Annotated in this window: 12 protein-coding genes; 2 read left to right on the top strand and 10 right to left on the bottom strand. The window is 63.4% G+C overall.

The window, feature by feature from the left end; translation table 11 throughout:
• Positions 1-52 precede the first annotated feature (52 nt).
• The 4 genes from NKI72_RS00385 to NKI72_RS00400 form a co-directional block, all read right to left on the bottom strand.
• Entirely contained in the window at positions 53-970 is a 918-nt protein-coding gene (locus NKI72_RS00385; protein WP_352501122.1) for a hypothetical protein, read from the bottom strand.
• A 245-nt stretch (positions 971-1,215) separates the two neighbouring features.
• Positions 1,216-3,687 carry a DNA topoisomerase (ATP-hydrolyzing) subunit B gene (gyrB, locus tag NKI72_RS00390; RefSeq protein WP_352453677.1) on the bottom strand — a complete coding sequence of 824 codons (2,472 nt, stop codon included), beginning with the start codon at positions 3,685-3,687 and terminating at the stop codon, positions 1,216-1,218.
• Between the two features lie 146 nt (positions 3,688-3,833).
• Complete coding sequence (locus NKI72_RS00395; protein WP_352849761.1) at positions 3,834-6,500, bottom strand: caspase family protein; 2,667 nt, start codon at positions 6,498-6,500, stop codon at positions 3,834-3,836.
• A 58-nt stretch (positions 6,501-6,558) separates the two neighbouring features.
• On the bottom strand, positions 6,559-7,128 hold the full coding sequence (locus NKI72_RS00400; protein WP_352681479.1) for an NADPH-dependent FMN reductase: 570 nt from the start codon (positions 7,126-7,128) through the stop codon (positions 6,559-6,561).
• Between the two features lie 184 nt (positions 7,129-7,312).
• On the opposite strand from NKI72_RS00400, the gene NKI72_RS00405 reads away from it, so the two are divergent.
• The gene (locus NKI72_RS00405) at positions 7,313-8,686 is read left to right on the top strand and encodes a cytochrome P450 (RefSeq protein ID WP_352849762.1); all 1,374 of its coding nucleotides are present in this window, start codon (positions 7,313-7,315) and stop codon (positions 8,684-8,686) included.
• Positions 8,687-8,707: 21 nt separating this feature from the next.
• On the opposite strand, the gene NKI72_RS00410 is transcribed toward NKI72_RS00405, so the two are convergent.
• Positions 8,708-9,682, bottom strand: a complete 975-nt coding sequence (locus NKI72_RS00410; protein WP_352501121.1) for a complex I NDUFA9 subunit family protein — start codon at positions 9,680-9,682, stop codon at positions 8,708-8,710.
• A 242-nt stretch (positions 9,683-9,924) separates the two neighbouring features.
• On the opposite strand from NKI72_RS00410, the gene NKI72_RS00415 reads away from it, so the two are divergent.
• Entirely contained in the window at positions 9,925-10,197 is a 273-nt protein-coding gene (locus NKI72_RS00415) for a hypothetical protein (RefSeq protein ID WP_352540381.1), read from the top strand.
• Positions 10,198-10,254: 57 nt separating this feature from the next.
• Here NKI72_RS00415 and NKI72_RS00420 read toward each other — a convergent pair whose 3' ends face one another.
• From NKI72_RS00420 to NKI72_RS00440, 5 genes are all read right to left on the bottom strand, one after another.
• Positions 10,255-11,256, bottom strand: a complete 1,002-nt coding sequence (locus tag NKI72_RS00420; RefSeq protein ID WP_352849764.1) for an Ldh family oxidoreductase — start codon at positions 11,254-11,256, stop codon at positions 10,255-10,257.
• A 111-nt stretch (positions 11,257-11,367) separates the two neighbouring features.
• Positions 11,368-12,177: an ABC transporter permease gene (locus NKI72_RS00425; protein WP_352849811.1), complete on the bottom strand. Its 810-nt coding sequence runs from the start codon at positions 12,175-12,177 to the stop codon at positions 11,368-11,370.
• A gap of 14 nt (positions 12,178-12,191) precedes the next feature.
• On the bottom strand, positions 12,192-12,857 hold the full coding sequence (locus NKI72_RS00430; RefSeq protein WP_352578586.1) for an ABC transporter permease: 666 nt from the start codon (positions 12,855-12,857) through the stop codon (positions 12,192-12,194).
• A 212-nt stretch (positions 12,858-13,069) separates the two neighbouring features.
• Positions 13,070-13,864, bottom strand: a complete 795-nt coding sequence (locus NKI72_RS00435; RefSeq protein ID WP_352849765.1) for a transporter substrate-binding domain-containing protein — start codon at positions 13,862-13,864, stop codon at positions 13,070-13,072.
• 51 nt (positions 13,865-13,915) lie between these two features.
• Positions 13,916-14,725 (bottom strand): ABC transporter ATP-binding protein, encoded by an 810-nt coding sequence (locus NKI72_RS00440; protein ID WP_352849766.1) that lies wholly within the window; start codon positions 14,723-14,725, stop codon positions 13,916-13,918.
• Positions 14,726-14,909 lie beyond the last annotated feature (184 nt).

The raw sequence follows: 14,909 nt of genomic DNA on the forward strand, positions 1-14,909 counted from the left end.
TCCCCTTCGGGCGTAATCTTCCCGAAGCGGACCGAGTTCGCTTAGTCACCGATCAACGATTGGTCAGGAAAATCGCTTCCTCGTCGTCGCGCTGCCTGCCGCCAAGTGCTGCAGCCGCGCTGGCAATGAAGGCCCCGACGACCAGCGACAGCGCGCCAATCAACGAGAAGGTCGCGCCTGCCTTTCTGGCGGTGTCGGCCGCCTGCTGGGCCTTGACCTTGGCGTCCTGCGCTCTGGCGATTACCGTATCGACGCGAGCGGTGGCATCCGCTTCGGACAGGCCTGTGCGGGCGGCCACCAGCCGCGATAGATAGGTCTTGTCGTCGGCCGATATTTCGCCTGCTGCGGCACTCGCGATTAGAATGCGCGATGCCTGCGCCGTTGCCGCAGCGTCGCTCTCCGGATTGGCGGCAGCGAGCCTTGCCGGATCGGCCGGGCGGAACAGCGTATCGACGAAATACGATGTGGCGTTGTCAGTCGAGGCGCTACCCGCGTTTGCAGCAGCACCTGCCGAAGCGCCCATTGCCGCGCCCGATGCCACAGTCGAAGCAGCCTGGACACCGGTACCTATCGCGGCCGAAAGCGCCGTGCCGAGCACGCCGGCGACGAGCAGCGTCGCCAGCGCCCAGGCCAGGAAGCCGTGAGCGGTATCGCGGAAGAAGACTTCATCGGTGTGGATGCCGACCCATTTGGTGCGCAGGCGTCCGGCGAGGTAGCCACCCAGGGCCGAGGACAGCCACTGCACGACGATCAGCCAGACGGCGGTGGAAACGGCGAAAGTGGTGACTGACGCACCCGAGCCGGACCATGGCGACACCATGCTCAGCCCAAGCCCGGAGCCGAGCAGCATCAAGATGAAGGTAAGCGTTGACGCAGCAAAGGCGCCGGCGACGATTGGCCCCCAGCTGACAGCAGTGGAAGCGGATTCCGTCGGGGCGGAAACGTCGACAGCTGTTACGGTGGACTGCATCGAAGCCTCCCTACCGTGCGAACAGCATGATCAGAATAATGATCGGAATTGGGACTCCGAGAAGCCAGAGCAAAATGCCACGTCCCATGGATGCCTCCTGCGGCGATTGTGATCAACTACAATGCCTTGAAAGCCTTTCCGTTCCGGCGGTCCTGGTGATCTTTGTTGCGTTGCAGCAGTCGTATTGGTGCGCCAAGGCGCACCAATACACTTCATGCCTGCTGGCTGGGTATCTGGATGGCGACTCAAATGTCCAGATTGGCAACCGACAGCGCGTTTTCCTGGATGAATTCGCGCCTTGGCTCGACCTCGTCGCCCATCAGCCGTGAAAACAAGCTGTCCGCATCAGTCGCGTCATTGACCTTGACCTGTAACAGCGAGCGCACATTCGGGTCGAGCGTCGTTTCCCAGAGCTGCTCGGCGTTCATTTCGCCAAGGCCCTTGTAGCGCTGCATGGTCAGGCCCTTGCGGCCGGTGGCAAACACGGCATTGAGCAGTGCCAGCGGCCCCGAAATGGTTTCCGAGACATCCTTGCGGCGCAGCACCGGCGGCTCGCCGTAGATTTCCGCCAGGCGCGGCGCATAGCGGTCGAGCTGGCGTGCGTCGGCGGAATTGATCAATGCCAGGTCGAGATGCGCGAACTCCTTGACGCTGCGCACCGTTCGCTCGAAGACATAGCCGCCAATGCCCTCGTTCGAGGTCGACATGCGGCCGATCCAGCCGCGCTCGGTGTCCTCGGCGATAATGTCGAGACGACGGGCAACACGCTCGGCCGTTTCGTTGGCGCGGCGGAGGTCGGTGAAGATCTCCGGGTTGAGCGCGCCGGCAATCGCTGCCTGCTCGACCACGCCTCTGTTATAGCGCGTGTGCAATCCGTTGATGAGCTGGCGGACAGCCAAGGCGTCGTCGATGGCGCTGCGCAGGTCCTGTCCAGCCCGCACCTCGCCTGTGCTGAGCGCAAGCGACGCTTCTTCCAGCCCGGAGCCGATCAGGAATTCCTCGAAGGCGGCTTCGTCCTTGATGTATTGCGAGCTCTTCCCGCGCGTCACCTTGTAGAGCGGCGGCTGCGCGATGTAGAGATGCCCGCGTTCGATCAGTTCCGGCATCTGCCGGAAGAAGAAGGTCAGCAGCAAGGTGCGGATGTGGGCGCCGTCGACATCGGCGTCGGTCATCAGGATGATCTTGTGGTAGCGCAGCTTGTCGGCGTTGAACTCGTCCTTGCCGATCGAGGTGCCGAGCGCGGTGATCAGCGTGCCGATCATGTCGGAGCCGAGCATGCGGTCGAAGCGGGCGCGCTCGACATTGAGGATCTTGCCGCGCAGCGGAAGAATGGCCTGGTTCTGGCGCGAACGGCCGCCCTTGGCCGAGCCGCCGGCGCTGTCGCCCTCGACGATAAAGATCTCGGATTTCGCCGGATCGCGCTCCTGGCAATCAGCCAGCTTGCCGGGCAGCGAGGTGACGCCGAGCGAACTCTTGCGGGTGATGTCGCGTGCCTTGCGCGCGGCTTCGCGCGCGGCAGCGGCCTGGATGACCTTCTCGATGACCGCCTTGCCCTCGGTCGGGTGCTCCTCGAGCCAGGTGCCGAGCGCTTCGTTGACAAGCCCTTCGACCACCGGGCGGACCTCGGACGACACCAGCTTGTCCTTGGTCTGCGAGGAGAATTTCGGGTCGGGAACCTTGACCGACAGCACCGCGGTCAGCCCTTCGCGGCAATCATCGCCGATCAGCGCCACTTTTTCCTTCTTGGTCAGGCCCGAGGAGTCGCCATAACCGGTTATCTGGCGCGTCAGCGCACCGCGGAAGCCTGCCAGATGCGTGCCGCCGTCGCGTTGCGGGATGTTGTTGGTGAAGGCCAGCACGTTCTCGTGGTAGCTGTCGTTCCACCACATGGCGACTTCGACCGTGATGCCGTCGCGCTCGGCGCGGATCGAGATCGGCTTGTCGAGCAACGGCTTCTTCGTCCGGTCGAGATATCGGACGAACTCTTCCAGCCCGCCATCGTAGTGCAGTTCATGGCGCACGATGTCGGCATGGCGGGCATCGGTCAAAACGATGCGCACGCCGGAGTTCAGGAAGGCGAGCTCGCGCAGCCGATGCTCCAGCGTACCGTAGTCGAATTCGACCATGGTGAACGTCTCGGACGACGGCAAAAACGTGATTTCGCTGCCGCTGCGCCCTTCATAGGTGCCGGGGACCTTGTCTTGTTCATAACTGCCGGTGATCCGCAGCGGCGCGTCGGCATTGCCATGCGTGAAACTCATCTCGTAGATCTGGCCGTTGCGGCGGATCTTCAGTTTCAGCCAGGCCGACAGGGCGTTGACGACCGACACGCCGACGCCGTGCAGGCCGCCTGAGACCTTGTAGGAGTTCTGGTCGAACTTGCCGCCGGCATGCAGCTGCGTCATGATCACTTCGGCCGCTGAAATGCCTTCGCCGGTGTGGATATCGGTCGGAATGCCGCGGCCATTGTCGATGACCGTCACCGATCCGTCCGGATTGAGCGTCACCGTCACCAGGTCGGCATGGCCGGCCAGTGCTTCGTCGATGGCGTTGTCGACCACCTCATAGACCATGTGGTGCAGGCCCGAGCCGTCGTCGGTATCGCCGATATACATGCCCGGCCGCTTGCGAACGGCATCCAAGCCCTTCAAAACCTTGATGGAATCGGCGCCGTATTCGGCTTCAACGCCGTTGGCGATGTCGGTCTGGTCGCTCATGAAAACCTGTCTGATTGATGCCGTGTGCAGAGCGCGAAAAATCGGCTTCGAATCGCGCATTTCTAATGTCGTAGATATAGGCGCAAAAGGCGGTTTTTCCAAGGTTTGCAGGCATTTCGGAACGGAATGACCATCGCGTGAGCAGGCTATCGCCGCCTGGCTTCGATCCTGGCCAGCCGCTCACGTAAAAACTTGATCATGAACTTGTGGCGCGGTGCCAACCGCCCGCTCCGGTCGAGCTCGAGCGTCATGTCGAGCGCCTTGGAAAGCACAGCCTTCGGGTCCTTTGCGACTTGGGCGTAGTCGATATAGGCGACCACCAGGTCGCGCTGCCAGGTGGCGTTGTCCGGATCGGACCGGGCAAGTTTCTCGCGAATGGCCAGACTGTCCTGAAGGGCTTGCCGGGCGCCCCTGACGTCGCGCTGCCTGAGGCGCAGCGTGGCGACTTCGGACAGCGTTATCGACAAGTCCCGCTGCCAGTCGGAATTGGCGGGATCGAGCTTGGCCAGCCTCTGCGCAATCGCGTAGCTGTCCAGATAGGCTTTCAGCGCGCCTTTGTGGTCGCCCTGTATCGCCAGGACGCCGGCGACTTTCTCGATGCACACGGAAAGGTCGCGCTGCCATTCGGTGTTGTTCGGGTCGCCGGCGGCGAGCGCGCTGGCCTGCGAAAGTGCCTCACGATAAGCCGAAAGTGCCGCCGGCCAATTCTGCTGGTCGCTCAGCGCATTGCCGATCTTGGCGTTGCCGACCGACAGGTCGCGCTTCAACTCGGTGTCGTCCGGATCGCGTTTCGCCAGTTGCTTGACGATCGCCAGACCTTCCTTGTAGGCCGCCAGCGCCCCGGCGGCGTCGCCGCGTTCGCGCAGCAGGTCGCCTATCGTATCGTGGCTGACCGAGACGTCACGCTGCCGGTCGGCGTCTCCCGGTTTGTCCGCCGCCAGCGCCAGCCGCACCTTCAGGCTCTCTTCATAGGCCGCCTGTGCGTTGTCCAGTTGGCCTGCGATATGGGCAAGGTGACCGATCTCATCGTAGGTGATGGTCAGGTCGCGCTGCAGTTCGGCACGGTCCGGCTCTCCGGCGGCGAGCTGCTTCTTGATCGACAGGCTTTCCTGGTAGACCTCTGCGGCGCCGGCCAGATCGCCTTGCGTCGCCAATACGTTGCCGATCTTGTCGTCGGCCATGGCGAGGTCGCCGAACCACGCCAGATTAGCCGGTTCTGCCTCGGTCAGGCCCTGCAGAATGGTCTTGGCCGTCTCATAATTCTGCAGCGCTGTCGGCAGATTGCCTTGCGCAATCCGCACGTTGCCGAGCTTGACGTGGCTGACGGCGAAGTCGCGCTTCACGTTGGGATCGGTTTCATGATGCGACCGCCGCTCAAGATCGGCTTGCAGCGCCTCGAACGCGCGGCCGGCCGCATCGATATTGCCGATCGTGGTATAGAGCTTGCCGAGCTCGTCCAGCGTGCGGATCAAGCGGTCGGCATCGTCGAGCGACAGCACCACCTGTCCGGCTTCGCCATAAAGCGCGAGCACGGACTCATAGTCCTTGATGGCTGTGGCGTAGTCGAGGTCGGCGCGCGCCGCCCCGCCGGACAAATAGCGCGTTGCGGCCTCGGAGAGCGTGCGGCTGACGAAATTGGCCTTCAAAGCGTTGCGAGAGACACTGTCGATCTCGGCTGCCTCGGCGAGCTTTTTCCGCGCCGCATCGAACGCTCCCAGCGAAAGCTGCTCTTCGGCCTGCCGGCGCAACGCCGACACTCTGAGATCGTCGGATCCAAGCGTCTGCATTTCGCTCCGCACCTTGACGAAGGCGTCGGCTGCCTCACGCAGCCTGGCGTTCAGACTGTCCGCGGAGAGGTGGCCGGCATCGGAACTGATCAACGCGCCATAGAGCGGTGCCAGCGGCATGTCGGCGTCGCTGGCGATCTTCTCCACTTCGCCGCGCATCTGAGGCGTCACCTCGGCCATGGCCAGCAACAGGCGTTCGCGTTCCGGCAATTTCTCCTTGGCCGAGGCGGCAAAGAACAGCTGCGGCAGGCCGCTCTCGACATAGGGCAATTGCTTACCGCGCGAGAGGTCGTAGACCTCCTGCTGCACGAGCGTCAGCACGGAGCGGATCTCGAGACCTTCGGTGCCGAGATATTTCGTCAACGCCGCGGTGAACGGCGAATTCTGGCCGGTCCCATCCGCGGCGGTCTCGCCGGGCGCCGCCGAGAAAGCAAACAGAATGTTTTCTGCCCGCCCGATGCGGCCAAGACCCGGCCGGACCTTGTCGCTGACCTCTTTTACCAGCGCCGTTGCGCCGCGGCCTTCGCCGCCCGTAGCCGCAAACGGATCGCTGCGGCAGGCATCGAGCACGATCAGTCCGACCTTGCTGGTGGCGGCGACGGTCGCGCGGATCTCCTCCAGCGGCAGGCTGGTCCTTTCCAGCGTAGCGAGCGACGACGCGTCTGCATCGACCGGCAGGAGCCGATTCTCGCCGGCTATCTCGACGCCGTGGCCGGAGAAGAACACCAGTGCCACGTCGGCGCCTTTGGCATCCTCGCGGAAATCGTCAAGCGCCCGGCGCATGCGCCGCAGGTCGCGGTTGGTTTCGAGGAAGACCTCGAAACCGAGCTTCCTCAGCACCGTTTCCATGATCTCGCCGTCATTGACGGGATTGGCGAGCGGCCGGATCAGCCGGTAGTCGTTCTCGGCGATGACCAGCGCAGCGCGCCGCTCCGCCATTGCAGCGGAGGCCGTCGAGAGGATCAGCAGCAAGGCAAACAGAAAACGCAAATCGAACCGCCCCGGCCCGGTCATTTGCCGGAGCATTCCATCTCTTTATGGCATGAGCAAGTTATGGCATCGGCCAGTTCGGCCGTTCGCGTTGTTAGCTGGCGCGCATCGGCCTCAGCGCTTCGCTCCAGCGGAACAGCTCGTCCAGCATGGTCCTGGCCCCGCCGAGCACCTGCTCGCTGGGCAGGAAGGCGCCGGTCTCGTCGAGCAGCTTCTGGTACATCGGCAGCGCCACGCCTTCCGGAATCGGCATGACACCGACGGCGGTCAGCAACGGTTTGACCGCCTGCGCCGCTCGCAAACCGCCGGAGACACCGCCGTAGCTGAGGATGGCGGCCGGCTTGTATCGCCATTCCCTGAGCAGGTAGTCGACCGCGTTGACGATCGCGGGAGCGGTGAAATAATTGTACTCCGGCGCCACGAAGACGAATGCGTCGGCTGCGTCGATTGCTTTCGACCAGGCTTTCGTGTGGCTGTTTTCGTATTTGCCGAGTCTCGGATGATGCGGCTCGTCCAGCACCGGCAGGTTGAATGCGGCGATGTCAGTGAGCACCGGCTCGAATTTGCCATGCTCGCGCGCAAAGCTCTCCAGCCACTTTGCGAAAGCGGGTCCGGCGCGGCCCGGCCGCGTGCTGCCGATGATGACGTTCAACTGGTGCTTCAAGGCAGGCTCCCGCCGGTTAGTGGCATCTGTGGTGCTGCCACCTAAGACACGCAGCCCGACACAGCAAGCAGGCACTTTCCGGTGCCCCGGTCACATTCCAGAGAGCGGATGCTTCGCCTTGTCGTCCAGTCACATGGACGCCTGCCTTGCCCGCCACTACATTGAGGTGTCAGCGGAGCAAGCCATGGACAGTCAGCCCGTCCCCTTCGTCCCGCCGGCGCCGAAGCCGCGCACCGCGCCGCCTTCAACGCTGGAGATGATCCGCATCGTCTACCGCAATCCGCTCGAACTGTGGGGTGAGGCGACCTACAACGAGCCCTGGATTTCGGTGAACGGCGTCGGGGGACCGCTGGTCATCGCCAACGATCCCGGCCTCATCCGCCATGTGCTTGTCGACAACGCCAAGAACTACAAGATGGCCACGGTGCGCCAGTTGATCCTGCGGCCGATCTTGCGCGACGGGCTGCTGACCGCCGAGGGCGAAGTGTGGCGGCGTTCGCGCAAGGCGATGGCGCCGGTGTTCACGCCGCGCCACATCTTCGGCTTCGCCGAGCCGATGCTGAAACGCACGCTCGAATTCGTCACCCGTTACGAGCAAGGTGGCACGTCGGATATCGCCCACGACATGACGCTGCTCACCTTCGATATCCTGGCCGAGACGCTGTTTTCGGGCGAGATATCGGGCGAGCCCGGTAGCTTCGCCAAGGAGATCGATCGCCTGTTCGAGACGATGGGCCGGGTCGATCCGCTCGACCTTTTGCGTGCGCCCGACTGGCTGCCGCGCCTGACCCGCATCCGCGGCCGCAAGACCATGGCCTACTTCCGCAAGATCGTCACCGACACGGTGCAGATGCGCGAGGCGCGGCTGAGGCGCGCTCCGGACACCGTGCCGCAGGATTTTCTCACGCTGCTGTTGAAGGCTGAGGGACCGGGCGGGCTGACCCGGGCCGAGGTCGAGGACAACATCATCACCTTCATCGGTGCCGGCCACGAGACTACGGCCAGGGCGCTCGGCTGGACGCTCTACTGCCTTGCCGAAGCGCCGTGGGAGCGCGAAAAGATCGAGCACGAGATCGATGCGGTGTTGGCGCGTGAGCCCGACCCGACGAAATGGCTCGACGCCATGCCGCTCACCCGCGCCGCCTTCGACGAGGCGCTCAGGCTCTATCCGCCGGCGCCGTCGATCAACCGCGAACCGATCGAGCCCGAAACCTGGAACGGCCTCTACATACCGCGACGTGCTGCGGTGCTGGTGATGCCGTGGGTCGTCCACCGCCATCGGAAATTGTGGGACCGGCCGGACGCTTTCATGCCGGAACGCTTCCATCCGGGAAGCCGCGAAAAGATCGATCGTTTCCAGTATTTGCCGTTCGGCGCCGGCCCCCGCGTCTGCATCGGCGCCAGCTTCGCCATGCAGGAGGCAATCATCGCGTTGGCGATCATGCTGTCGCGCTACCGTTTCGACGCCACCGCGGAAACCCGCCCCTGGCCGGTGCAGAAGCTGACGACGCAGCCGCAAGGCGGCCTGCCGATGCAGGTCACCCGGCGCGCCTCGTAGGCAACCGGACGTCCGTTCGTATTATGCGGCGGACTTGCGTTGGAACTGGCCGGCGGCGCGGTAGCGCCAGAGATAGCTGGGCAGGATGGTTCCGATCGACCGTGGCTGGATCCCGAGGCCGGCGAGCGTCCGGTTGTCCTTGACGGCGGCTTCCGACACGACATTGTGCTGGCGCAACAGCAGGACCTGGTCCTTGGTCAACAACGGATTGGGCAACAGCCCGAGAATTGATGCCTGGAGGTTCGCCAGCCACCATGGCACGGGCAGCAAAAACCGCTTGCGTTCGATGATGATAAGCAGCTGTTGCATGCATTCCTTGAAGGTAAGCACTTGCGGCCCGCCGAGTTCATATATCCGGCCGCCCTGGACCTTGCCGTCGACCGAATGCGCCACCGCTTCGGCGACGTCGCCGACATAGACCGGCTGGAATTTCGTCTGCCCGCCGCCGATCAGCGGCAGCACCGGGGAAAAGCGGGCCATGTTGGCAAAGCGGTTGAAGAAACCGTCCTCTGGCCCGAAATTGATCGATGGCCGCAAGATCACGGCGTCTTGGACCGTCTCCAGAACGGCCTTTTCGCCGAGCGCCTTGGTACGCGCGTAGTCCGATTGCGCGTGGAGATCCGCTCCCAGAGCCGAGATGTGGGTGAGGCCGGCGCCGACGGCGCGCGCCGCTTCAGCGACAGCGCGCGCGCCGAATTCGTGGACGGCAGTGAATTTCTGCCGGCCGGCCTCATGCGCGATCGCAACCAGATTGACGACATGGTCCGCGCCTTGCACGGCGCGGTCGACCGACCAGCGCACCCGGACATTGGCCTGCACCGGCTGGATCTGCCCGACATTGCCGAGCGGCTGCAGGTGGCCGGCGAGATCGGGCCGACGGCAGGCAACCCGGATGCGGTAGCCGCGCTTGGCCAGCGCCCGCACGACATGACGACCGACAAACCCGGAGCCGCCGAACACGACCACGAGCTTTGGGGTCTGCAGGATTTCGGTCATGGCTGGCTCCGGCGGCTATCCAGATGGCTTGGTTGAAGCCGTTTCATAGTCGGTTTCGCGCCAAAGGCAAAGGGTGACCATCGGTCGCCCGGCATTGTTGAAGCATGATTTCCAGTATCCGTTGGAAACGGCAGAAAACCCGCCGACGCCGGGCTTTAGGTAACTCCATTCGGGACAGGAACCTTTGTTCCGGCCGGCGATTTTAGGATGTATGGTTTGATTCCGAATGGAGGATATTGCCGATGACGACAAAACGCGTTGCGATCTTCGCTCTGGCTTTCGCAACAGGCTGCAGCATTGGTGCCTCGGCATTCGGGGCAAACCGGCATCACCACCAAGCTCAACCCGAACGCTACGTTCCGGCCAACGGCAACATCATCGACATTCTGTTCGGTGGCCCGCGCTACTATGACAACCACCTGTTCACGACGGCCGCCGAACCCTGCTCCTACAACAGGGTAGGGCCGGACGCGAATGCGGCGAACGTCATCAACGATCATTATTGCGGGAAGTAGGCTCGCGCTGCCGGATCGGCCGGCGTTCTCAGCCGCTCATCGGACAAACGAATTTCTTCAGGACGAATAGCGGGCGGCGAATTCGGAAATGCGCTGCACCACGGCTTTCGGCGCGCTTATGCCGCGCGCCGCCGCCTTCTCCGCGGCCTCGGCCCGGGCACGCCCCGGCACATGCACGCCATAGCGCCGCCGCAGCCGGTCGAGTTGATCCTTCATCCGCTTTTCGAAGTCCGGATCGAGCAGCTTGGGCTCGACGGCAAGCACGAACAGGCCGGTCCCCGGACTGTCCGGCCCGCCGCTGAACCATGGCGCATCGAGCGACCAGTTGGCGCCCGACAGGCCCGCAGCCAGCACCTCGACCATCAGCGCGATGTTGGCGCCGCGCTGGCCGCCGAAGGCAAGCATGGCGCCCTTCATTGCAGCTGCCGGGTCCGTGGTCGGATTGCCGCTCGCATCCAGTGCCCAGCCTTCGGGGATCTTCTTGCCGTCCTCGGCCGCCTTGCGGATGTTGACGAAGGCGGTGGCGCTCGACGACTGGTCGATGACCAGCGCCGCCCCGTCCGCGGCGGGTGCCGCAAAGGACATCGGGTTGGTGCAGTAGACCGGCTTGACCGAGCCCGAGCCGGCAAGCACGGCCGGGCCGTTGGTGGCGGCGAACGACACCAATCCCTGCGCGGCCAGCCGTCCGGTGAAATAGCCGAGCGCGCCGCACGTATAAGCATTCTTCTGCGAAAAGATGGTGACGCCGAACAGCCGCGCCGCCTTGGCGAGGTCATCGATCGTGCGGTCGAAACCGGTATGCGCTAAGCCGCCTCGCGCATCGGAAAGATAGACCGCGAGCGCCGGCCTGGTGATCACCGGATCGGCGTTGCCGTCGATACGGCCGGCCTCCAGTGCTTCAAGATAATCGATAAAGTGCGACAGCCCGACGGTCGACAGTCCTTCCGCCTCGGCCGCGACGATCGAGGCAGCCAGCGACTGCGCCGCCTCTTCGTTGGCGCCAGCGCCAAGTGCGGCCATCCGGCACAGCCCTGTCGCCTGGTCGAGACTGAGTTGCATTGTGATTGCCATGGATATCTGAGGGAATGGGTGAATGGTGAGTGGGGACTTAGCCGGTAACATAGGGGCTACGCACTACTGACTATTCACCATTCACTATTCACTATTCACCTAACCAACCTTGTTCGGGATCCGCGCCTCGATCTTGCCCAGGGTGAAGACGAGGATGCCGGTGATCGCCATATAGATCAACGCCAAGAGCAGCAAGGGTTCATAGGTGAGATAGGTATCCTGCCGCACTTTGGAGGAGACGGCGAATATGTCGATCACGCTGATGGTGGCCACCAGCGGCGTCGATTTCAGCTGCAGCACGGTTTCGCCGGTCAGCGTCGGCAGCGCGCGGTAGAAGGCCTGCGGCAGCCAGATTCGCTGGAAAATCCTCCACCGGCTCATGCCAAAGGCACGGGCGGCTTCCAATTGGCCCTTCGGCACGCCGGCAAAAGCGCCTCGCATCACCTCGCCCTCATAGCCGGCGAAGGACAGCGTCAGCCCGAGGACGCCGTAGGGCCATGCCTGCCTGAGATAGGGCCACATCCAGGACTCGCGAATCCACGGATATTGCGGAAACAGCGAGCCCAGTCCGTAATAGAGCAGCCAGAGCTGCAGCAACAGCGGAGTCCCTCTGATGACGGTGCAGAAGACCTTGGCGGGTGCCGCGAACCAGAACGCGCCGGCAGCCTGCGCCAGTCCGAGCGGCACTGCGAGCAGGAAACCCAGCGTGCAAGTGACGGCAAGAATCCACAGCGCGCGCCAGATGCCGAGCAGTCCTATCCCGTAATATTTAGGCAGCCAGTCCCAGCGCATGAAGACGGCCGCAGCCAAAACCAGTCCCAGCGCGATCAGGATCAGCACGATACGATGCGGCTTCAGCCACAGCGAAGCGCGTGCGGCTATCACGACGGCCGCCGCTTCGCCAGTCATCGCGGGGTCAGCCATCACCGGGCCTCCTTGAGCGACGGCATGCCGCGGCGGGCCCATGTCTCGATGCGGCCGATGATCAGATTCGAAACCAGCGTCAACAGAAGGTAGATCGCGCCGGCGGCGATAAAGAATGTCAGATAGGCTTTGGTGACGCCGGCCGCCTGCCGTGTCGCCAATGTCAGCTCGAAAAAGCCGACGACCGCCAGCAGGGCTGTGTCCTTGGTGGCGATCAGCCAGAGATTGGCAAGGCCGGGTATGGCGAACGGCAGCATCGCCGGCAGCGTGATGCGCCGCAGCAGCAGGCCGGGAGACATGCCATAGGCGCGCGCGGCTTCGATCTGGCCCTGCGGAATGGCAAGGATCGCGCCGCGGATCACCTCGGTCGAATAGGCGCCCTGGACGAAGCCGAGCACGGCAATGCCGGCCGCCAGCCCGCTAATGTCCATGCGCTGATAGCCCATTGCCGTGAGCATCTGATTGATCAGGTCGGTACCGGCGTAATAGAGCAGAAGGATCAGCACCAGCTCCGGCACGGCGCGCACGACGGTCGTATAGACTGCCAGGAGATCGCGCACCACCGGACCACCATATAGCTTGCCGGAGGCGCCGCCGATGCCGATCAAAAGGCCGAGACCGGTGGCGCCGACCGCGATCTCGATCGTATGGAGCAGGCCGACGATGAGCGTTCCACCCCAGCCCGGCGGCACGGGCGAGAGAAGCGCGATGGCAGAGGCGGCCCAAGTCGGAACAAATGCGTCGATCAGCGTCGCCCTCGAATTGCTGGCGCTAAAACCGCCGGCGATCTCCGCCCGCGGAAGCTCGCGTCGATGGATTTCGACGAACCACGCGGCTCTATCGGGGCCGCGTGGTTAATCGCTCATGGATGAGGCCGTCAGTTCGACTGCGTGTCGGCACCGTAAATGTCGAAGTCGAAGTACTTCTTCGAAATCTCGTCATATTTGCCGTTGGCGCGGATGGCCTTGATGCCGGCGTTGATCTTTTCCTTCAACTCGGTGTCTTCCTTGCGGACGCCGGCGCCGACGCCGGGCCCGAGAATGGCCAGATCCGGCGCGACCATGCCTTTCAGATCGCAGCATTGCTTGCCCTGGTCCGATTTCAGGAAGGCGTCGAGGGCGATGGAATCGGCCTGCACCGCGTCGACCCGGCCGGCGGCAAGATCCTGGTTGGCCTCGTCCTGGGTCTGGTATTCCTTGATTTCCGCCGCGTCGGCGAAGTGCTTCTTGGCGTAGTCGGCGTGTACGGTCGAGACCTGGACGCCGATGATCTTGCCCTTGAGGTCCTCCGGTGTCGAGCCGAACTTCTGGTCCTTCGGCCCGATGATCGCAGTCGGGGTGTTGTAATATTTGTCGGAGAAGTCGATCGTCTTCTTGCGTTCGTCGGTGATCGACATCGAGCTGGCGATGACGTCGATCTTCTTGGTCGTCAACGCCGGGATGATGCCGTCCCAGGCGACCGGCGTGATGACGCAGTCGAGCTTCTCTTCGGTGCAGACAGCGTCGATGAATTCGATTTCCCAACCGACCCATTTGCCGGAAGCATCCGGCGAGGTGAACGGCGGATAGGGCTCGGCAGCGACACCGATCTTGACCGGATCGGCCTTGGCCACGCCCACGGCGGCAACGCCAAGCAGCAGCGCTGCCGCAAAGGTCTTGAGAATAATCTTCATCGTCATGACTCCCAGTTTTGTTGTTGTTCCCGGTTTTCGTCCGCCCACGGTTTAACTGATGTTGCGGATGAACTGCTTCAGCCTTTCGGATTTTGGTGCGCCGAAGATCTGTTCCGGCGGCCCTTCTTCCTCGACCAGCCCGTTGTGGAGGTAGACGACATGCGTAGCGACCTCGCGGGCAAACTTCATCTCATGGGTGACCAGCACCATGGTGCGGCCTTCGCGCGCCAGGTCGCCGATCACCTTCAGCACCTCGCCGACGAGTTCCGGGTCGAGCGCCGAAGTCGGCTCATCGAACAGCATGACGCGCGGATTGATGGCCAGCGCCCTGGCGATCGCGGCGCGCTGCTGTTGGCCGCCCGACAGATAGGCAGGATAGACGTCGCGTTTTTCGGCCAGGCCAACGCGGGCGAGCAATTTTTCCGCCTCGCCGATCGCCACATCGCGCTTGACGCCGAGCACATGCACGGGAACCTCGATGACGTTCTCGATCAACGTCATGTGGCTCCACAGATTGAAGTTCTGGAAGACCATGCCAAGCTTGGAGCGGATGCGTTCGATCTGCTTGCGGTCTGCGGGCACGGTGTGGCCGTAGCTGTCGGCCTTCAGCTTTATCTCTTCGCCATTGACCCGGATAATGCCGCTGGTCGGGTTCTCCAGGCAGTTGATGCAGCGCAGCAGCGTCGATTTGCCCGAGCCGCTGCCGCCGATGATGGCGATCACCTCGCCGTCGCGCGCTGACAGCGAAACGCCCTTCAGTACGTGCAGCTTGCCGAAATTCTTGTGCAGGTTCTCGACGTGGATGGCTTCGGCGGCGCCGTTCTGCGCCGTATGCTTCAGGACGGTGGCCGGCGCTGTCATCGTCGCGGCGCCCCGCGGAGCAGCCGAGGCAGTGCTTGCTGGAATTTTTTACCCATTACCCGTCACTGGACAGCGTTCCGATTCTCAAGATGGACCGTTCCCCTTGCCTCCGTCAACCGCAGTTTTTGGACCATTGATCACGGCCTGCCGAGTGGCTATTGGCAGGAGGGGCGCGTTTCAGGAG

It is taken from the genome of Mesorhizobium sp. M0437, assembly GCF_040321335.1.
Lineage (GTDB): Bacteria > Pseudomonadota > Alphaproteobacteria > Rhizobiales > Rhizobiaceae > Mesorhizobium.